19 protein-coding genes are annotated in these 19,029 nt (G+C 39.5%); 8 read left to right on the forward strand and 11 right to left on the reverse strand.

Annotation, left to right across the window (positions count from 1 at the left end):
* Positions 1-36: 36 nt before the first annotated feature.
* The 4 genes from HYU69_04905 to trxB all read right to left on the reverse strand — a co-directional run bounded on the left by HYU69_04905 (position 37) and on the right by trxB (position 3,545).
* Complete coding sequence (locus HYU69_04905; GenBank protein ID MBI2269682.1) at positions 37-330, reverse strand: T9SS type A sorting domain-containing protein; 294 nt, start codon at positions 328-330, stop codon at positions 37-39.
* Between the two features lie 23 nt (positions 331-353).
* Positions 354-1,676 carry a hypothetical protein gene (locus HYU69_04910; protein MBI2269683.1) on the reverse strand — a complete coding sequence of 441 codons (1,323 nt, stop codon included), beginning with the start codon at positions 1,674-1,676 and terminating at the stop codon, positions 354-356.
* Positions 1,677-1,803: 127 nt separating this feature from the next.
* A complete protein-coding gene (locus HYU69_04915) occupies positions 1,804-2,547 on the reverse strand; it encodes a hypothetical protein (GenBank protein MBI2269684.1) in 744 nt (247 codons plus the stop codon).
* Positions 2,548-2,600: 53 nt separating this feature from the next.
* The gene (gene trxB, locus HYU69_04920; protein ID MBI2269685.1) at positions 2,601-3,545 is read right to left on the reverse strand and encodes a thioredoxin-disulfide reductase; all 945 of its coding nucleotides are present in this window, start codon (positions 3,543-3,545) and stop codon (positions 2,601-2,603) included.
* A 91-nt stretch (positions 3,546-3,636) separates the two neighbouring features.
* Here trxB and HYU69_04925 point away from each other — a divergent pair, with 91 nt between their 5' ends.
* On the forward strand, positions 3,637-4,422 hold the full coding sequence (locus HYU69_04925; GenBank protein MBI2269686.1) for a prolyl oligopeptidase family serine peptidase: 786 nt from the start codon (positions 3,637-3,639) through the stop codon (positions 4,420-4,422).
* A gap of 101 nt (positions 4,423-4,523) precedes the next feature.
* Here the strand turns inward: HYU69_04925 and HYU69_04930 are convergent, their stop codons facing one another.
* Entirely contained in the window at positions 4,524-5,156 is a 633-nt protein-coding gene (locus tag HYU69_04930) for a peroxiredoxin (GenBank protein MBI2269687.1), read from the reverse strand.
* A 119-nt stretch (positions 5,157-5,275) separates the two neighbouring features.
* Here HYU69_04930 and HYU69_04935 point away from each other — a divergent pair, with 119 nt between their 5' ends.
* Positions 5,276-5,746: a redoxin domain-containing protein gene (locus tag HYU69_04935; GenBank protein ID MBI2269688.1), complete on the forward strand. Its 471-nt coding sequence runs from the start codon at positions 5,276-5,278 to the stop codon at positions 5,744-5,746.
* Positions 5,747-5,761: 15 nt separating this feature from the next.
* Here HYU69_04935 and HYU69_04940 read toward each other — a convergent pair whose 3' ends face one another.
* Positions 5,762-6,478 (reverse strand): ZIP family metal transporter, encoded by a 717-nt coding sequence (locus HYU69_04940; GenBank protein ID MBI2269689.1) that lies wholly within the window; start codon positions 6,476-6,478, stop codon positions 5,762-5,764.
* Positions 6,475-7,218, reverse strand: a complete 744-nt coding sequence (locus HYU69_04945; GenBank protein MBI2269690.1) for a class I SAM-dependent methyltransferase — start codon at positions 7,216-7,218, stop codon at positions 6,475-6,477. Before HYU69_04945 ends, HYU69_04940 begins: the two co-directional genes overlap by 4 nt.
* Positions 7,219-7,309: 91 nt before the next feature.
* Here HYU69_04945 and HYU69_04950 point away from each other — a divergent pair, with 91 nt between their 5' ends.
* The 6 genes from HYU69_04950 (at position 7,310) to HYU69_04975 (ending at position 14,890) form a co-directional block, all read left to right on the forward strand.
* Positions 7,310-8,287 (forward strand): redoxin domain-containing protein, encoded by a 978-nt coding sequence (locus HYU69_04950; GenBank protein ID MBI2269691.1) that lies wholly within the window; start codon positions 7,310-7,312, stop codon positions 8,285-8,287.
* A gap of 1 nt (position 8,288) precedes the next feature.
* Positions 8,289-9,560 (forward strand): SpoIIE family protein phosphatase, encoded by a 1,272-nt coding sequence (locus HYU69_04955; GenBank protein ID MBI2269692.1) that lies wholly within the window; start codon positions 8,289-8,291, stop codon positions 9,558-9,560.
* Positions 9,561-9,568: 8 nt separating this feature from the next.
* Entirely contained in the window at positions 9,569-12,886 is a 3,318-nt protein-coding gene (locus HYU69_04960; GenBank protein MBI2269693.1) for a SpoIIE family protein phosphatase, read from the forward strand.
* A 162-nt stretch (positions 12,887-13,048) separates the two neighbouring features.
* On the forward strand, positions 13,049-13,891 hold the full coding sequence (locus HYU69_04965) for a hypothetical protein (protein ID MBI2269694.1): 843 nt from the start codon (positions 13,049-13,051) through the stop codon (positions 13,889-13,891).
* A gap of 63 nt (positions 13,892-13,954) precedes the next feature.
* The gene (locus HYU69_04970) at positions 13,955-14,506 is read left to right on the forward strand and encodes a hypothetical protein (protein MBI2269695.1); all 552 of its coding nucleotides are present in this window, start codon (positions 13,955-13,957) and stop codon (positions 14,504-14,506) included.
* Between the two features lie 6 nt (positions 14,507-14,512).
* The gene (locus HYU69_04975; GenBank protein ID MBI2269696.1) at positions 14,513-14,890 is read left to right on the forward strand and encodes a DUF1987 domain-containing protein; all 378 of its coding nucleotides are present in this window, start codon (positions 14,513-14,515) and stop codon (positions 14,888-14,890) included.
* 298 nt (positions 14,891-15,188) lie between these two features.
* On the opposite strand, the gene HYU69_04980 is transcribed toward HYU69_04975, so the two are convergent.
* From HYU69_04980 to HYU69_04995, 4 genes are all read right to left on the reverse strand, one after another.
* Positions 15,189-15,887 carry a toll/interleukin-1 receptor domain-containing protein gene (locus HYU69_04980; GenBank protein MBI2269697.1) on the reverse strand — a complete coding sequence of 233 codons (699 nt, stop codon included), beginning with the start codon at positions 15,885-15,887 and terminating at the stop codon, positions 15,189-15,191.
* Between the two features lie 133 nt (positions 15,888-16,020).
* Positions 16,021-17,661, reverse strand: a complete 1,641-nt coding sequence (gene pruA, locus HYU69_04985; protein ID MBI2269698.1) for an L-glutamate gamma-semialdehyde dehydrogenase — start codon at positions 17,659-17,661, stop codon at positions 16,021-16,023.
* Positions 17,662-17,770: 109 nt separating this feature from the next.
* A complete protein-coding gene (gene murQ, locus HYU69_04990; GenBank protein ID MBI2269699.1) occupies positions 17,771-18,580 on the reverse strand; it encodes an N-acetylmuramic acid 6-phosphate etherase in 810 nt (269 codons plus the stop codon).
* Positions 18,577-19,026 (reverse strand): endonuclease domain-containing protein, encoded by a 450-nt coding sequence (locus HYU69_04995; GenBank protein MBI2269700.1) that lies wholly within the window; start codon positions 19,024-19,026, stop codon positions 18,577-18,579. Before HYU69_04995 ends, murQ begins: the two co-directional genes overlap by 4 nt.
* Positions 19,027-19,029 lie beyond the last annotated feature (3 nt).

Below are 19,029 nucleotides of genomic sequence, written 5' to 3' on the forward strand. Positions count from 1 at the left end.
TCTATATATTTATTTGTTTCAGAGAAGCATTCAATCTTACTTCGAAACGAGAATTTTTTTTATCTCCGTAATTTCTCCTGTTCGTATCTCAACATAATAAATTCCTTCAGGCAGAGCGCTAACATTTAAATTAGTTTTAGGCGTATTAATATTGTTCATTTCTATCAGCTTTTGGCCAATAGGGTTATATACCTTTACGTTATAAGTGCCCGGGTTTTTCACTTCAATGGTTATATTTTCCCGGGTAGGGTTGGGATAAATGGCAAGAGCAATATTATTCAGGTGTTCTTTAATGCCGGTTTTTAAAGGGTCGAAGTATCGTACTTCCATTCCATCAACAACATGGTCGGCATTTAAAAAATGTAATTGCCAAAAACAACAATGTCGGTTCCTATTATGATAGAGGATGATGAGCCCGTATAAATATCTGCGGTAAGTTTTGTCCCAACTGTTGTGCCATTGCTTTGCCACAGTTCGCAACCGGAGGCAGCTGTGCATGCCTGAAAATAAAGAAGGTTGCCTGATGCTGTAAGTATTGCAGGAGATGAACCACCGGTTCCGGCATTAATATCTTTTACAAGTTTTGTTCCCGAAAGGGTTCCATCAGTTACATATAGTTCTTTGTTGTTAAGGGAGCTTTCGGCTGAAAAGAAGACCGATCCGTTCACGTATGTCATATACATAGGCCAACTATCGCCACTATTAGGGTTAATATCACTTATACGGATGGTTCCAATACCGGTTCCGTCAGTCTTCCACAATTCGTATCCATAGGTATCGTCTTTAGCCTGGAAATAAATGACACTATTCAGGTTGACAAAATATTTAAGATTAGATGAATTGAATCCGGTGCGTATATCTTTAATAAGTATAGTTCCTGTTGAAGACCCATCACTTTCCCAAAGTTCTGCACCAACCGAGTTGTCGTTTGCAGAGAAATAGGCTTTCCCGTTAAGTTCAGTAATTTCAAGCGGGTAAGAGCCTCCTGCGCCCGGCATTATGTCTTTTATCATAGTTGTTCCCGCTAAAGATCCGTCACTCTTCCATAGTTCAGCACCATTTGCAGCAGTGGTTGCATTAAAGTAAACATGAGTACCTATTTTTTTTAATGAAAGGGGATTAGATCCAGTACTACCGGGATAAATATCTTTAATCATTACGGTACCGGCTGAGGTACCATCGCTCTTCCATAATTCAAGGCCATTTGTCCCGTTGTCGGCTACAAAATATAAAGTTCCGTTTAGGTCGGTCAGCATATCTATGGAAGAGGATGCTGCTCCGGGGTTAATGTCTTTCACTAAAACGGTACCAGCTGGGGTGCCATTTGTTTTCCATAATTCTTTTCCATTTACGCCGTCATCCGCGATAAAATACATCCAGATCCAGCAGGGTATAAAAGAGGAAACTACATTAGTAAGGCCAACGTCCGGATTAACATCTTTTAATACTGATGTTCCGGAAGGAGAACCATCGCTCATCCATATAACCTCACCTTGTCCGGGACTATAGGCTGTAAAATACAGGTTGCTGCCATAAACTTTCAGGTTGTCGGGTGCGGAACCCGACATGCCGGGGTTGCAATCTTTTAGCAGCTGAGTTTGAGCAAATAGCTGAAATGAAAAAAAGGAAAGTAAACTCAAAAATATTCGGGAACATAGCAAGGTAAGTTTTTTCATTTGAGCTGTTTTTGTAAAAATATTAGTGAAATTAAGGCGTATGAGAAATGAGTAAACCTGGGTTTGGTTAAATATATAACCGGGGAATTGTTAAAATGTTTCGGAAATAAATAAAAAAACAGACAGATCAATTGGTGTTCCCGCCTTGCCCGTTCACGTATGTGTCAGTAGATTTTAACGTTCCGTTATCATCGTAAAAATTCCACTTCCCATCTTTTACGTAATCTAAAATATCACTGCTGTATTTCATCGGTCCTTCTTCTTTTAAAAGGCCATTTTCGCCGTATTCCTTTTTATAAAACACTTTCTTTTTCACATCGGTTATTTCAAAAAGTGATTGGGGCTTGCCATCTTCGGCGTATGATTTCATCTGAATTAAATAATCCATATTCCTCGTGTGCTCTTCAATGTATTTCAATTGTCCGTTGGCATAATAGTCCTGTTCTTTTACCGGGCCTCCGTTGTAGTATTCTATATCTGCTTTAATCTTTCCGTCTTTATAATAGATCTTCATGGTGCAGCGTTTCAGGTCAGTCATTTTAAATTCACGTTCCAGCTGGCCGTTGTCGAAGTAGTTCTTGTAGATTTTTAATTGTCCGTCAACATAAAAGCCACGGTGCAGCAATTGCCCGTTCGCATAACTGTCTTCTACCCATCCCTGGCAGGCATAGCCTTTAGGGGAGTTTCGTACGGAGTCTCCGCCGAGCATAAAGTTTAGTTTTTCATACATCAATATCCCATAATCAGGGTCCATGATCTTCGCTTCAATGTATGATTTATTGGTTTTGGCATCGCCTTTAATGATCTGCTGTGCTGCTAAAGCACACGAAGTCACAATCAGAAGTGACAAAACGCAGATATATCTGTTCAATTTTTGCATTTGGAATGCAAGTATAGTAAAATAAATGTGTTCAAAAAAGTAAATCAATGAATTCCTTTTGCGGCTAAATAGCGTTCGGCATCAAGGGCTCCCATGCAACCGCTACCGGCTGCTGTAACCGCCTGTCTGTATACTTTATCCTGTGCATCGCCCACCGCAAAAACGCCTTCAATATTCGTTTTACTGGTTCCGGGAATGGCTTTTAAATATCCTGTTTCATCCATATCGATCCAGCCCTTAAATATTTGCGTGTTTGGGGTATGCCCAATAGCTACAAAAAAGCCACTTATGTTCAATGTGCGTTCCTCTTTGGTTTTAAGATTAATGATCTTTGCCCCTGTAACACCTTTATCTCCAATAATCTCTTTAGTTTCCGAATCCCACAGCATTTCAATATTAGGTGTTTTCAATACCCGTTCCTGCATTGCTTTTGATGCGCGCATTTCGCCTCTTCTCACTATCATATAGACCTTTTTGCATAGCTTAGCCAGGTAAGTGGCTTCTTCGGCGGCGGTATCTCCGGCACCCACTATGGCAACGTCCTGTCCTTTAAAGAAAAAGCCGTCACATACCGCACAGGCCGATACCCCAAATCCGTTAAAACGCTGTTCAGACTCAAGTCCGAGCCATTTGGCGGAAGCCCCGGTTGCAATGATCACCGTATCGGCATGAATTTCTTTGGTGTTGTCAATGATCACTTTATGTACAGGGCCTTTAAGATCTACTTTTGTGGCGATGCCCCATCGTATATCGGTGCCAAAGCGTTCGGCCTGAGCCTTAAAGTCTTCCATCATTTGCGGACCCTGAGTGCCTTTGGGATAGCCAGGGTAATTTTCCACTTCGGTAGTGGTAGTTAATTGCCCTCCCGGCTGCAAGCCCTGGTACATAACCGGTTTAAGGGCAGCACGTGCCGCATAAATAGCAGCCGTATACCCGGCAGGACCACTGCCGATAATCAGACATCTCACATGTTCAATCGATTCAATCATAACAAATAATTTATACGGACAAAGTTAGTATTCTGTTACAATTCGGGTTCTGAATAATTTCCCATATTTACAAACATATTCATTCGCGATTGTGAAAAAAACGAACCCGTTTAGTTTTGCTTTTGGTGCTTTGCTTTTCATCATATCCTGTGTTGATAATAACAATAATGGTGCAAAGGGTGCTCTAAGTGACATCCTGGCCAATACACTTGTTTCAGAGAAAGAGCATTACGCGATCACAACAGATACAACTATCGTATTGAACGGTGATACGGTTGATCTTTTGTTTCCGGCCGGTAGCATTAAAGGCCAAATACTTGTATTGCCGGGCTGGAATTACTCCCGTAAAAAGTGTTGTAAGGAATCGTCTTTTTGTCAGGCCGCGCTGCAAAAGGGTTATGTTCTGGTATTGCCGGAAATGGGTAAGAGCCTTTATGCATCTGTTATTTATCCCGAAACAAAAAAAGAATGGGCTGGTTTTCCGCAATTAAAATGGGTTACTGACACACTCATGTTTTATCTCCGGCAACAAGCAGGTTTATTTAAGGAGGGGCGATCGAATTATATTTTCGGAATATCCACCGGAGGCAGGGGAGTTGCACTAATTGTTGAGTACACGGGTATATTGTTCAAAGCGGCAGCCGCCTTGTCAGGCGATTACGATCAGACTAAATTGCCAGCCGACAACCTGATAAAAGGGTTTTATGGAAACTATGCAGATTTTAAAATGCGTTGGGAGGGGGAGGATAATGCTTTGCTGAATGCATCAAAGGTACTTGTCCCCCTATATTTGGGGCATGGTTTAGCCGACAAGGTTGTTTCTGTTAATCAAACCGTTATGTTCTATAATGAACTTAAACGCGTGAGGCTGTGTTGAGTTTTTTTGAGAAGAACTTTTGATGAGTTATTAATGTTGTCAGTTGTTAGTTGTCAGTTGTTTTATTTTTAACAACCGACAACTATCAACCAACAACTATATCAATGCTTAGCCAGGTAATCAGCAACACCTTCATGTGTATCTTTCATGGCTTCTTTTCCTTTTGTCCAGTTGGCCGGACAAACTTCTCCGTTTTCTTCATTGAACTGAATGGCATCAACCATGCGAATTGCTTCATCGACATTGCGGCCCAACGGCAGATCGTTGATCAATAGATGGCGAACAACACCTTTTTTGTCCATAATAAATAAACCGCGGTATGCGATCATTGAACCTGTTGTGCACAACTCACCTGACTCATTAGTGTAATAATCGCCTGTAAGCACGCCATAATTAGCAGCAATGGTTTTTGTGGTGTCTGCGACTATCGGGTATGTAACACCTTGTATACCGCCCATTTTTTTAGGCATTTGCAGCCAGCCCCAGTGGCTTTGTTCGGTATCCGTTGAACAGGCAACCACAACTGTATTTCGTTTTTCGAAATCAGCCAGTTTTTCCTGGAACGCGAAAAGTTCAGTTGGACAAACAAAGGTGAAATCTTTCGGATAAAAGAAAAATACCACCATTTTTTTTCCAATATATTGTTCCAAAGAAAAATCATTAATGATTTCTCCGCCTTTAACGACAGCCTTTGCTTTAAATGAAGGAGCTTGTTTTCCTACCAATGTTGTTATCATTTTGTTTATTGATTTTAAGGGTTTATTATTGCAACAAATTTAATAAATAATAAGTTCTTTTACTACCTTCAAACCCTCAATTAAAATAGAGTATAAACTTTAATAAATTATCAAAAATGAAAGTTGAAATTGGTCAAAAAGCTCCCTTGTTTGAATTACCGGATTCTGACAAAAAGATTGTTAAACTCGCTGATTTTAAGGGCAAAAATGTAGTATTGCTGTTCTTTCCGGCGGCTTTTACAGGTACATGTACAAAAGAATTGTGCCAGACACGGGATGAACTCACTTTATATAATAACATGAATGCCCAGGTTTTCGGCATTTCAGTTGATATGCCTTTTACTCTGAATAGATTCAAGGCCGATCAGAATCTTAATTTCCCGCTTTTGTCAGATTTTAATAAAGAGGCTATTGCCGCTTTTGGTTGTATGTATGATGTATGGAGTGTAGGCTTGAAAGGAGTCGCCAAGCGGTCTTCATTTGTTATCGATAAAGATGGTATTGTTCGTTTCGCTGAGATTCTTGAAAATGCCGGCGACTATCCGGATTTTGACGGTATTAAAAAAGCGTTGGAAGGGTTGAAGTGAAGGTGATCGGTGTTTTTACAAGCTGAACAAAGCTAATCCAGCTCCCAAAAGGATAATAAGGAATTTCAATAAATTGAACCGGTGATTCTCACTCGATTCGAAGAGTATGGTGGTTGAGATGTGAAGAAATATACCTATCACAACAGCCATGATATTATTAAAATAATCCGCGATATTTATAACGGATGTTCCAATAAGCCGGCTCACAAGCGCTCCCAGTGGTGCCATTGCCGCGAATGCGATGAGGGAGAATAGTGCCATGCTCTTTCCGACCTTTGATTCTTTCAGCATGGTCATGAGTGCTATAGCGATGGGTACATTGTGAAGAAGTATGCCCACAAGCAATTGTTTATTACTTTCGCTGATCTGATCGGCATTTTGTGACAAAGGCATTCCTTCGAGGAAAGAGTGTACAGATAAGCTCAGCATGATAGTTAAAGGAAAAGTTTTACCATGACCGGCGTGTATGTGTATGTGCCCATGTTCAATTCCTTCTGAGAAAAACTCAAGGAATATCTGCAGAAAAAATCCGGCTAAAATATAAATGCCTATTGATCCGTCGCCTCCGGAATATATATCCGGGATCAGATGCAGAACACTTATTGCGAAAAGGTAGGCTCCGCTGAAGGATAAAATAAGTTTAAGGTTACGTGAGCTTATTTTTAGCCATAAAACACTGAGGCCGCTTAATAAGGCTCCAAAAAATAAAATAATATATAGCGGGTATATCATATTTTTTCTCCAACAATTATCAGCCTTTCGGATTGTTCCGTTCTGAATGTGTTGAGCGAATAATCGCCAAACAAATTTAAAGTTTTAAAACCGATAGAACTAAAATGTTTTTCGAAATCGCTCAATGTAAGCATCAAAACTTCTTCGCTAAATTGAAAATGTTTTCCATTTGTGTCAAATTCAATGTGTTTGACAAGTGTTTTACCAGCCAATTGCTTTTTTATCTTAAAGGCGATCCCGTCAATAGTCTTTTCTTCATTTTCAACAATATTCTTCATTGCGGTAACAGCGTTGAAAAAATCGATCACCACTTTTCCTTTCTTTTTAAGTGCCGAATGCATTGACCTTATTGCAAGTCCGTTCTCGTGTTCAGTTTTAAAATAGCCTATGCTTGTAAATAAATTAAGCGCGGCATCAAAATAATTGGTAATAAAAGTTTTACGCATGTCGTGAACGGAAAAATGAAGGGTGTCATTTTCAAACACTCTCGCATGCTTAATACTTTCTTCCGAGATATCAATTCCGGTTACATCAAATCCCTTTTTATTCAGGTAAATAGCATGGCGGCCTTTGCCGCAGGCAACATCAACGATCCGGGCATTTGGAGGCAGATCAATTTTGGTTAATAAGTTATCAATAAAAATTTCAGCCTCATTTGTATTGCGGTTTTTGTAAAGTATGTGATAATAAGGTGTATTAAACCAGTTGCAAAACCACTCCTGTTGTACTTTTTTGTCCATAAAGTATTTATACTGTGTTAATTGCGTAAAGTGCTAAAGTAGATATAACAAAGCGTTTTACTATATTTGATTGTAAGTTTTTTTATAGATAATGAAGCAAATTCATAAGTCTACAACCGTAGGCATAATTTTTCTGCTTATTGCCGTTCCTCTTTTTTGGTTCGATTTTCGTTTGGCCATTTCGCTGTTGTGTTTGGGGGCTTACTTTGCGGCCATGAAAGAAGTTTCGAAATACACCAGCTGGTACCAATTTTCGACCGTTTTTGGTTCGGCCATACTGCTTGGTGTTTCTATTGATTTTCCATTCCTGACTTTTCCATACATAACATTAGCCGTCTTTTTGGCGGCCTGCGCCTCTATTGTAAGGATCGTTTTTTTTAAAACATTTTCCTACACCCGTTACCCCTGGTACGAACCTCTTGTATTAATACTCGCTATACTAACCTGGGTACTGGGCAATATAATTTTTATGGCTTCATGGCAGGCATGGGTGTTGCCATCGCCGGTAATTATTTTTGCGGGGATATTGGCATATGGGATATTGAAAGATGAACGTCAGTTACTGGCAGCAACTAAAGGAGGCTATAAAGTGCAAATTGGTATACCGGCTCCCGGGTTTTCTTTGCCGGATCAGTATGAGCAGCAGGTGAGTCTCGATCAATTTAAAGGAAGACATTTGCTGCTGATCTTTGTACGCGGCGATTGGTGTCCCGGTTGTCACATGATGTTGAGAACATACGAAAAGAATAGAGAAAAATTTATTGATAAGAACGTTATGGTATTGGCCATTGGTCCGGATCCGGTGGGAGTTAATAAGGAAATGGTAATAAAACTTGGTCTTGATTTTAAAATATTGGCGGATGAAGGTCAACGGACGGCAATGACTTATGGTGTTCAGCTTTCAGAGTATGATCATGGTTTTGCCGAAAAGTATGAGGAGGGGATCCCGCTTCCGGCATCTTTCCTGGTTGATAAGAACGGTATTGTGCGCTATGTATCACGACCGGATCGGGTAGGTGAATTTTTGAATCCCGCATTGATCTTCCCGATAATAGAATCATTAAAATAAAATGTTAAACACATTAAGCATAGCACTTATTATTTTTCTGGCGATTTACATTGCCAAGGATCTGTATTTAATAACCAAGGTGAAAAAATATAAAGACCAGGTCAAAGCCTCGGCCAATGAGAAAAATAATTCTGAAAGTATTATTGAACAGGCCAATGATGCGATACTTGTTATTGATATAGTTGATGGTCGTATACACCAGGCCAATCCAAGCGCTGCCGCATTGCTGGGGTATCAGGTAAAGCAATTGGAAGAGAAATCTCTTTTCGATCTGCATCCCAAAGAATACCTCGGTAAAAGTTCCAGTATTGTAGCCGATGTATGGGAAAAGGGAGGCATGATCTATGATGACATTCCTTTTTTAACTGCCGGCGGCGAATTGATTCCGGTTGAGTGCAGTGCCAAAGTGGCTCCATTTGCGGGCCGTCCGGCCATTGTGATTTATGCCCGTGATATACGGGAACGTTTACGTCTGGAAGGTAAAATACGGGCGCAGAGTGTTGTGATCGAGCAAAAGAACAAGGATATATTGGACAGTATTAATTATGCGAAACGTATTCAGGCTGCTATCTTACCTGATCGGGAAGTGTTGAAGAGAACGTGTCCGCAATCGTTTATTTTATTCAGACCCAAAGATATTGTGAGTGGCGATTTTTTCTGGTTTGCCTTTGTTGAGGAATACCTGCTTCTTGCCGCTGCTGATTGTACAGGACATGGTGTGCCGGGGGCACTGATGAGTATGATCGGTAATAATATACTTAACCAGGTAACCAAAGATAGAAGTATAAATAAACCTTCGCTTGTTTTGAATTCGCTTGATGAAAAAGTGCTTGAAACTTTAAAAAGGAGCGGAGTAGATGAAGTGAGGGATGGCATGGATATTGCTTTTTGCACCATTAATCTCAAAAAGAATACGCTTGAATATGCAGGAGCTAACAGGCCCTTGGTTTTAATACGCAATAATGAGGTTGTTGAATATAAACCCGATAAACTTTCCATAGGTGGACATAGTCAAATGAAAAAGGTATTTACCGATGTTTCCGTACAATTGCAGAAAGGCGACACTGTTTATATTTTTACGGATGGTTATGCCGATCAGTTTGGAGGTGAAAACGGTAAAAAATTTAAATACAAAAGCCTGTTAAGCCTGCTTCAGTCCATTCAGGCGGAAGATATGCCCAGGCAAAAGGAGTTGCTGGACCAGGCTACCAAAAAATGGCGCGGAGTTAATGAGCAGGTTGATGATATACTGATAATCGGTTTAAGAATGTAAATTTGAAAATGCGAAAGCTGAGTATACTAATTTTGTTTAATAAATATTTCTGCGGAGCAGCTTCATGCTTTGGTCGCATTTTGTTTTTTATTCTTTTACCAGCAATTACCTTAACCGCTCAGAAGAACAATTTTAAATTACGTCATATCACATCCAAGCAGGGATTAACGCAATCAACTGTAAATTGTGTATTCCAGGATAGCCGTGGCTTTATGTGGTTTGGTACGCAGGATGGATTGAACAGGTATGATGGGAATAAAATAACCAGCTACTATAGCGATTTGGATAATAAGCAAAGTTTAGCGGGAAGTACTGTTACAACACTGATTCAGGATAATGAGAAACGAATATGGATCGGGTCAGTGAATAACGGAATAAGTATTTACATCCCCCAAGCGGACAAATTCAAAAGACTTGTTCATGTTGAAAAGGATAAAAATACCATAAGCGATAATACGATTAAAGGGATGCTTTATGGCAGTGATAATACCGTGTGGGTTGCAACAGCAAATGGATTAAATGCAATAGATCCAAAAACTTTTGCGGTGAAGAGATTTTTTTTGGATTCAAGCTATAATAGCGCTGCTGGTGAATGTGAAATTTATTTAGTATTAGAGAATCCATACGATAAGCAAGTGTTGGTTGTAACATCATTAGGCGTGAGTAAATTTGATAGGCAGAATGGAGTGTTTAAATCTATCCCCATACTGGGTTTGGGTCAATTTAGTATATCCAAGGCGGTGTTTGACAAGAATCAAAGGGTCTACATTTCTACAAGAAAAAGCGGAATAAAAGTGCTTGATATTAATACGCTTAATATCATTGATAATGATTTCGTTAAACTTATCCAATCATTCTATAAGCCAGGAGAACCTTTTCAAATTACATGTTCTTATAAAAGTCCTGAAAACATTTCATATTTAGGCACTGAAGGAAAAGGGATACTTGTTATTGATGAGAAGAAAAAGGAATTAACAACTATTAACAGTGATCAAAAGACTGGAGGTTTGTCAAGTAATAATATTCAATGCATATATTTTGATGTGTCCGGATACATGTGGGTCGGGACAGATCTGGGAGTTGATTTTTTTCAGCCGGGTAAACTTAAGTTTAGAACTATTACAATGCAGGATTTTGAAGGTGGAGCTTTGAAGAGTAACGATATAATGTCAGTATTGGTAGATGGAAGCAAACTTTTTCTTGGAACAAGTAATAAAGGATTAAATATTATAGATCAGGTAACACGGAAAGCGGTCACTTTACCCAAGGATATTAATTATGGAAGTCTGCAGGGTGTGCTTAGTTTACTTAAAGATAAGGATGGTATCTATTGGATTGGCACCTGGGGTGGTGGGCTTGTTAAATTGAATTTGCAGAAGAATATATTTAAACAATTTGTAGCAGCGAACAGTTTTTTGAGCGGGCAAAATATCACTTGCCTTGCGGAGCATAAGAATGGTGTTTGGATCGGTTCGCTTGAAGACGGACTTTATAGAATAGATAAAACCGATGAAACATTTTCAAAATTTACGATGAACAACGGACTTAGTTCCAATAGCATTTATTTTTTGGGATTCGACTCTAATAATAAATTGTGGATAGGAACTAATGGGGGAGGATTGAATATTTTTGATATTAAAACAAACAGAATTCAGATTTATAAACATGACGAATCAAATAAAAACTCATTAAGTTCGAATATTGTCAATTGTATTTACATCGACAAGAACAAGATCGCATGGATAGCTACGGATAATGGATTAAACAAGTTTGATGTAGCCAATAATTTGTTCACCCGTTATTATAAAAAGGATGGACTTCCTAATAATTATATCTATTCTATTTTGTCTGATAATAATGGTAATCTATGGATGAGTACGAATAGTGGATTGAGTAAATTTAATCCTAATGATGAAAATGTTGAAGGTTCGGCATTCACAAATTATGGGCCTGATGATGGCTTACAGGATGAAGAGTTTAATCAGGGAGCCTATTTCAAAGGAAAAAGGGGAGAATTATTTTTCGGTGGACTCAACGGATTAAGTGTTTTTTATCCTGATCAGTTAATGTCAAGCAGTCATATCCCACCTGTGTATATTACTTCATATAAGAGGTTTAATAAAGAAGTTCAGTTAGACACTTCAATTTCATTTAAAAAACATATCGAAGTTTCAAATAAAGAAAACTCTTTTTCATTCGAATTTACAGCACTTGATTTTGATGATCCTACCCGTAACAAGTATTCCTGGAAAATGGAAGGTCTTCAAAATGATTGGACTCCCCCAACTAACCGTAACATTGCTGAATACCCTGAGCTGAGTCCCGGCGAATATGTTTTCAGGGTAAAAGCTTCCAACAGCGATGGAGTCTGGAATAATGTAGGGACAAATATCAATATAACCGTTCGTCCTCCATGGTATAAAACCAGTTGGGCCTATACCTCATTTGTATTAACCGGACTTTTCGGTGCCTGGGGTTATAGGTTGCGTGTGGCCCGTCAGAAGCGTGTGCTGGAACGAATGGTTGAGCAGCGAACAGTTCAGCTAGCCGAAAAAAACCGTGATATAACCAGCAGTATAGAATATGCCCGAAAAATACAGGATGCCATATTGCCGCCGCTCAATGATATATTCCGGGCGTTTCCCGAATCATTTGTGTTGTATAAACCCCGTGATATAGTGAGTGGTGATTTTTATTGGTTTTATGAAAAGGGAAATAAGAAAGTAATTGCTGCGGTTGATTGTACCGGGCATGGCGTCCCCGGTGCATTTATGAGTATGATAGGCCACAATCTCCTGAACCAGATAGTGATTGAAAATGGGATAACAGAGGCTGCTGAAATATTAAACCAGTTGCATAAAGGAGTGCAGGCGGCCTTAAAACAAGGGCAAATAGGTGTTGAAAGCAAAGACGGAATGGACGTATCATTATGTGTTTTTGATACGCAAAAAAATGAGCTGCAATATGCCGGCGCCTATCGTACGCTGTATGTATTAAGTGATAATGTTCCTGATGTTATTCAAAAGATTAATGGAGATAAGTTCCCTATCGGCGGTTCGCATTTTGGGCAGGAGAGAAGCTTTACACAGCATTCTCGGCAACTAAAAAAAGGCGACGTAATTTATATGTTTACTGATGGTTTTGCCGATCAGTTTGGCGGTGAAAATGGTAAGAAATTCATGGTAAAGCGTTTTGCTGAAATGTTGACCAGGCAATGGAAATTACCCTTAAATAAACAACATGAAATGCTGGAAGAGGCATTTAGCGCCTGGAAGGGTAAAAACGAACAGGTGGACGATGTACTTATTGTTGGGATCAAAGTATAAGAGTTATAAGTTGATTATTAGACTATTAGCTATTCGATTTCTATTCTTTTCAACTCAAAAAAATATTGCAATTCATCCTTTTTTCGTATACATTTGCTGGGTTATTAAACCAATTATAAAAGGTAGTGTCTAACTACCAACTACCAACCAAATCCCAGTAAAATGAAAAAAAGTATTTTTGCTACTCTCCTTATAGCCACTTTTGTGGGAGCTGTTTTAAACTCCTGTAAAAAACCCGAAACCGATACGGAAACTCAATCAGCCACAGATAATGCTCTTTGTGAGGCGGAGTTTACAGCGATAATGCCATCCACTAATTCAAGAGCAGTTCAACAAAAAGGAATCAGTGGCAGTAAAATTGCTGTTGGGGCCGGGCCTTATATTTATATTGATTCAAATGGCACAACCGGTTATTGGCCCCGCAGGATGTGGGTTGATTATGACAGAGATGCTACAGGTCTTCCGACAACAGGTTTTACAGACAGTGATGGCCGTTTCAGAAAAGGCCGTCTTTCAATGTTATTTGATACAGCATGGGCAACCTCACTCACTGCTAGAGTTACTATTGACAGCCTTGTTAAATATTCTGTAAATGGTATAACTTACAATGCTCACGACATCATTATCAGCAAAACATCAAACTCGTATACTACAACAGTTAATGACGGAACCTGTGCAAATGCCAGCTGGTGGTTGAAATGGGCGGGAACGCGCACCTTCACTCTTGTTAACCAGGGTGCTTCCAATGAAGAAGTGCATGTTACCGGTAATGCAACCGGTACAAACAGATCCGGTTTAACGTATACAACAACTATTAAAACTGCGCTGGTTAAAGCAACTAATTGTACATACATAAGCAGCGGCATAATTGATATTACCCCGAGTGGAAAGGCTACACGCACCATTGACTATTCTGTTGATGCTGCGGGAGCCCATAACAATGCCTGCGATAATTCAGTGTCATTGACCATTAAAGGCAATACGTTTATCTTTAAAATTGATTAAAAGGTTTTTTGTTGTTTTTTATCTAACCTTTTATATATTTGTCCTTTCAATTCTGGGGTAATTATGATGTTAGACATCTACGATTTTTATAACCGGATGGAGCGTAATAATATTATGCTTTCATTCAAAGGAGATATTACATCAGAATTGCTTACATCGATCCTCCAGATTATGGAGTCAAAGCTGGATAACCTCCAGGAAGAGCCGAAGATTAAGAAAAAAGTATATAATGTGCTGGTGGAATGTTTGCAAAACCTGTATCATCACATGGATGAGCAGCAAACAACAGATAGCAGCAACCGTATACGGGCGGCCATTTTCATGATTGGGAAGGTTGACAGCCAGTATAATATCATTACGGGTAATTACATTCAAAACCCTAACGTAAGTTCTTTAAAAGCTAAATTGGATCATATTAACACTCTTTCGAAAGAGGAGTTAAAAGACTATTACAAACAGGTTCTGGATAACGGGATGATGTCGGATAAGGGTGGAGGTGGTTTGGGTATGATTGATATTGCCCGCAAAACAGGCCAGAAATTGAATTATAACTTTATGCATGTTGATGACGCTTTATCGTTTTTCACATTAAATATTAAAATAGCACAATCATAAAAAATTATGGAAAAAATATCTATTGAAGGAAGTCCCAAGACCCCAACCATTAACTTTGACGTAGAAAAAGGTTTTTTGGAAATTAAAGGAAGGTCTATACCCGAAAACTCAATTGAGTTTTACAAGCCTTTGGTTGACTCACTTGAAAAATATGCGGGCAAACCGCAATCCGCTACCAGCGTAATTATCCAGTTGGAATACTTCAATACAAGTTCATCGAAGTGTATTTTGGACGTTTTTAAAAAGCTGGAAGCCATTCACAAAGGAGGCAGTTCGGTTACCATTAACTGGCACTACGAAGAGGATGATGAGGATATGTTGGAGGCTGGTGAAGATTACCAGGCTATCATCAACGTTCCTTTCAAAATGATACAGATGGAGTAGCAGGTTCTTCGAAAAAAAATATAAAGCGGGATGTGGTTTAACTACATCCCGCTTTTGTTTTGGAGCGAATAGGCGTGCTATTACCAGCAAACGGTTTGGGCTACTGCCCAATGCTTTGTTTTGGCAACAACAATCACTTAGAAAAGATTAGCAAAGTCTGGTCACGAATCAATGCTCGAACATTACCTTAAAGTAGCTCCGTAATTTAATGAACCGCTTTATATGAGGCCCGCAATTATTGTGGTGTTAGAGGCGCACTCAGTCAGAATTTTATGGTAGAGCCGCCTACCCGATTAGGTTAATCTATTCTGTAATATGAAATTTTTGTAGTTCCATCTTCCAGTCCTTCGTATTTTTTGCTAATTTCTAAAATATTGATATCATCATTCGCGAAGCGATTGTCTGGCGGAATTCCAACTTTCTTAAACTTAATTTTATTTTTCTTCAGGTCAATAGAGATGTTTTCTAAATTAAACATATGCTTACCCTTGATAATATATTTATTCCCCTCTCTTATTTCAAATTCTTCGCTACCTGTTCTTCCGTCTGCTATCATATAAATATTTCGCCATTTTCCAGGAAATAGATTTTCAAGTGATATTACTTTTGGAGTTACATTATTTTCCAATAACAAGTCAGTAACTAATATCTTACTTATGCTTGAAAATTTTGATGCTTCGGATCTTTTATTTTCTGCATTTCCTTCAAACAAATATGAAAGATCAAGTTGTTTATGAATGAAACCTTTTAAAATGTCTATTAATTGTTTTTCAACGATTGGTATTGTTTTTCTATTTATTGCATTGGCAAAACCAATTTCTTGATTCACCCATTGCGATGAAATTGAATTTCGAGTTAGAATTGGAACAAAATAGTCAGATTCAAAAATGCCGGTCTTAACTTTTTCTGTGAGCTGTAATAAAATTTGCCTGTTGTCGGCAATTATAATAGGTGTAAACGTATTTGTAGCATTAATCAGTCTTTCTACGGAGCGCATTTTGTTTCTGTCGTTGTCCGAGTAACTAATGAATATTTTCTTTTTCATAACTTACCACTAACTCATTTATACCCCTGACGCAGTCAGACATACTCCATCCATTTGGAACAGATGTGTCTGATGATTCATTCTTTTATTTATCACTTTGCATAAACGGATATCTATAATCTGTTGGAGGCACAAAAGTTTCCTTAATAGTGCGCGGAGAAACCCAGCGCAAGAGATTTATCATTGAACCGGCTTTGTCGTTAGTGCCTGAGCCCCTGGCTCCGCCAAATGGCTGCTGGCCTACTACAGCACCGGTGCATTTGTCGTTAATGTAAAAATTGCCGGCTGCCTGGTATAGTTTTTTAGTGGCGAGGTCAATGGAGTAGCGATCCTGAGAAATTATTGCACCTGTTAGTGCATAATTGGAAGTGTTGTTCACGAGGTCAAGTGTTTTTTCAAACTTGTTATCGTCGTAAACATAAATGGTTAATACCGGGCCGAACAACTCTTCGCACATGGTAACGTAATACGGGTCTTTCGCGAGTAATATGGTTGGTTCAATAAAATAACCTTTCGATTTATTGTATTTGCCTCCGGCAATAATTTCTACTTTCTTGTCCTTCTTAGCACGGTCAATATAGCCTGCCAGTTTATCAAATGATCGTTCGTCAATAACCGCATTAATGAAGTTGCCAAACTCTTCTGTCGGCCCCATTTTAAAGGACTTCAGATCGGCCAGCAATAACTCTTTTACTTTTGGCCAAATGCTTTTAGGGATATAGGCCCGTGATGCCGCCGAACATTTTTGTCCCTGGTATTCAAATGCACCGCGGGATAAGGCCGTAACCAATACTTTTAAATCGGCGGTGTTGTGTGCTATAATGAAATCTTTTCCCCCGGTTTCACCCACAATACGTGGATATGATTTATAGATGTGAATGTTGTTGCCAATGGTTTTCCACACATTGCGGAATACCTCGGTTGAGCCGGTGAAGTGTATTCCGGCAAAATCAGGATGGGAGAAGATCACATCTCCCGCTTCCGGTCCAGATACATAAACAAGGTTTATAACACCTGCCGGTAAGCCTGCTTTCATAAATATTTCCATCAGCACGTTTGCCGAGTATATAGCTGAGTTGGCGGGTTTCCATACCACTACATTGCCCATCATGGCGCATGAGGTTGGTAAATTTCCGGCAATTGCCGTGAAATTAAAAGGTGTGAGCGCGAATAAAAACCCTTCCAGTGGTCGGTGTTCTACACGGTTCCAGACACCAGAACCGGAAACGGTGAGGGGCTGTTGTTTGTAGATTTCACTCATGTATTGTACATTAAAACGCAGGAAATCGACGATCTCGCAAGCGGAATCAACCTCAGCCTGGAACACATTTTTTGATTGACCCAGCATGGTAGCTGCGTTCAGTTTGGCGCGATAGGGTCCGGCAATAAGGTCAGCTGCCTTTAAAAATATGGCTGCGCGCTGCTCCCAGGGTAATTTTTCCCAGTTCTTTTTTGCTGAAAGAGCGGCTTTGATCGCGAGTTTTACATGTGACTTGTCGCCCCCGTGAAAATGACCAAGTGTATGTTTGTGATCGTGCGGGGGAGCCAGCCGCATCTTTTTATTTGTTCTTATTTCTTTTCCTCCAATATACATGGGTACATCAACCTGTACCGAACGTAATTGAGCCAGCATGGCTTGTAATTCTTTTCGTTCAGGTGAACCCGGCGCGTAGTTTTTTACCGATTCATTAATGGCAGTCGGGATGTTATAAAATCCTTTTGGCATGGGAAGAGGAATTAAAGATTACTAATTTGAAACTTCAAATTGTTGTATTGCGAAGGTAAGAAAAAGATAAATAGATTTTGGAGGCAGAAACAATGAAGTAGCGGGTAAATCACTTCTTCTTAAACGCATCAACAGCCTTTCTGACGCTTCCATATTTACGCAGTAATACTTTTGCCTTTGAATAACTCATGTTCAACTCGCGCATGATCATTTTGTTGCCGCGATCAACCAGTTTGTTGTTGCTAAGCTGCATATCAACCATTTTGTTGCCGCGCACACGACCCAGTTTTATCATTACAGAGGTAGAGATCATATTTAACAAAAGTTTTTGGGCTGTTCCTGCTTTCATACGGGTACTTCCTGTAACAAACTCCGGCCCAACTACTGCCACCAAAGGATAGTTAGCTTCCTGTGATACCGGACTTCCAGGGTTACAGGTAATGCAGGCAGTAGCTATTCCTTTTGAATTACATTTTTTCAACGCGCCCATAACATAGGGCGTAGTACCTGAAGCGGTAATGCCGATCACCACATCTTTTGTATTTATTTTATACTGCTGCAGATCCTTCCAGCCCTGCTCAGTGTCATCTTCCGCGAATTCAACCGCTTTACGAATGGCTTTATCACCCCCGGCAATTAAACCGATTACTATTCCCTGTGGCACACCATAAGTAGGTGGACATTCCGATGCATCCACAATTCCCAAACGTCCGCTGGTTCCCGCTCCGATATAAAATAGGCGTCCGCCTGATCTCATTTTTTTTACAATTGCGTTTACCAGCTTTTCAACTTTAGGAATGATCTTTCCTATGGCAAGCGGAACGGTTTTGTCTTCCTTGTTAATATTGGTGAGCAATTCCTTTACACTCATGTTTTCAAGCTGAGTGTATTTGGAGTCGGATTCGGTAATTTTTTTCATCTGTTGTTTTTTTCGGCACGTGGGTCTGACTTCCCCTCTTGAGAGGGGCGAGGGGTGTGTTTTTCAAATTCTTCGATATAGTTTTCAATAACATCTATAGCTCCATGAATATTCTGGCGTATTTCCGTTTCGCGAAATCGTATAAAATGCAGATCATACTCTTCTAATTCAGCCTGACGCTTAATATCTTTCAGGTATACAGTCTCATGATCATGGCTTTGGCCATCAACTTCAATTACCAGTTTTAATTCGGCACAATAAAAATCCACGATGTAGTTCAATAGTGGTTTTTGTCTGTGAAAATCATAGCCATAAATTTGATAGTTACGGAGTTGTTTCCACAATAGTATTTCGCCCAATGTGCTGTTATTCCGGAGTCGTCTCGCTAATTCCTTTAGTTCTTGATTATAGGGTATAATTCTCCGTTTGAAGGCTGGTTTCTTCATGGA

The organism is Bacteroidota bacterium, assembly GCA_016183775.1.
GTDB lineage: Bacteria > Bacteroidota > Bacteroidia > JABDFU01 > JABDFU01 > JABDFU01.

Excerpts from the sequence above, each read along its gene's own strand:
- HYU69_04935 (MBI2269688.1), top strand. The coding sequence starts at position 5,276 with ATGAAAGTTGAAATTGGTCAAAAAGCTCCCTTGTTTGAATTACCGGAT.
- HYU69_04940 (MBI2269689.1), bottom strand. The coding sequence starts at position 6,478 with ATGATATACCCGCTATATATTATTTTATTTTTTGGAGCCTTATTAAGC.
- HYU69_04975 (MBI2269696.1), top strand. The coding sequence starts at position 14,513 with ATGGAAAAAATATCTATTGAAGGAAGTCCCAAGACCCCAACCATTAAC.
- HYU69_04970 (MBI2269695.1), top strand. The coding sequence starts at position 13,955 with ATGATGTTAGACATCTACGATTTTTATAACCGGATGGAGCGTAATAAT.
- pruA (MBI2269698.1), bottom strand. The coding sequence starts at position 17,661 with ATGCCAAAAGGATTTTATAACATCCCGACTGCCATTAATGAATCGGTA.
- HYU69_04980 (MBI2269697.1), bottom strand. The coding sequence starts at position 15,887 with ATGCGCTCCGTAGAAAGACTGATTAATGCTACAAATACGTTTACACCT.
- HYU69_04965 (MBI2269694.1), top strand. The coding sequence starts at position 13,049 with ATGAAAAAAAGTATTTTTGCTACTCTCCTTATAGCCACTTTTGTGGGA.
- HYU69_04960 (MBI2269693.1), top strand. The coding sequence starts at position 9,569 with ATGCGAAAGCTGAGTATACTAATTTTGTTTAATAAATATTTCTGCGGA.
- HYU69_04955 (MBI2269692.1), top strand. The coding sequence starts at position 8,289 with ATGTTAAACACATTAAGCATAGCACTTATTATTTTTCTGGCGATTTAC.
- trxB (MBI2269685.1), bottom strand. The coding sequence starts at position 3,545 with ATGATTGAATCGATTGAACATGTGAGATGTCTGATTATCGGCAGTGGT.
- HYU69_04995 (MBI2269700.1), bottom strand. The coding sequence starts at position 19,026 with ATGAAGAAACCAGCCTTCAAACGGAGAATTATACCCTATAATCAAGAA.
- HYU69_04910 (MBI2269683.1), bottom strand. The coding sequence starts at position 1,676 with ATGAAAAAACTTACCTTGCTATGTTCCCGAATATTTTTGAGTTTACTT.
- HYU69_04945 (MBI2269690.1), bottom strand. The coding sequence starts at position 7,218 with ATGGACAAAAAAGTACAACAGGAGTGGTTTTGCAACTGGTTTAATACA.
- murQ (MBI2269699.1), bottom strand. The coding sequence starts at position 18,580 with ATGAAAAAAATTACCGAATCCGACTCCAAATACACTCAGCTTGAAAAC.
- HYU69_04905 (MBI2269682.1), bottom strand. The coding sequence starts at position 330 with ATGGAAGTACGATACTTCGACCCTTTAAAAACCGGCATTAAAGAACAC.
- HYU69_04950 (MBI2269691.1), top strand. The coding sequence starts at position 7,310 with ATGAAGCAAATTCATAAGTCTACAACCGTAGGCATAATTTTTCTGCTT.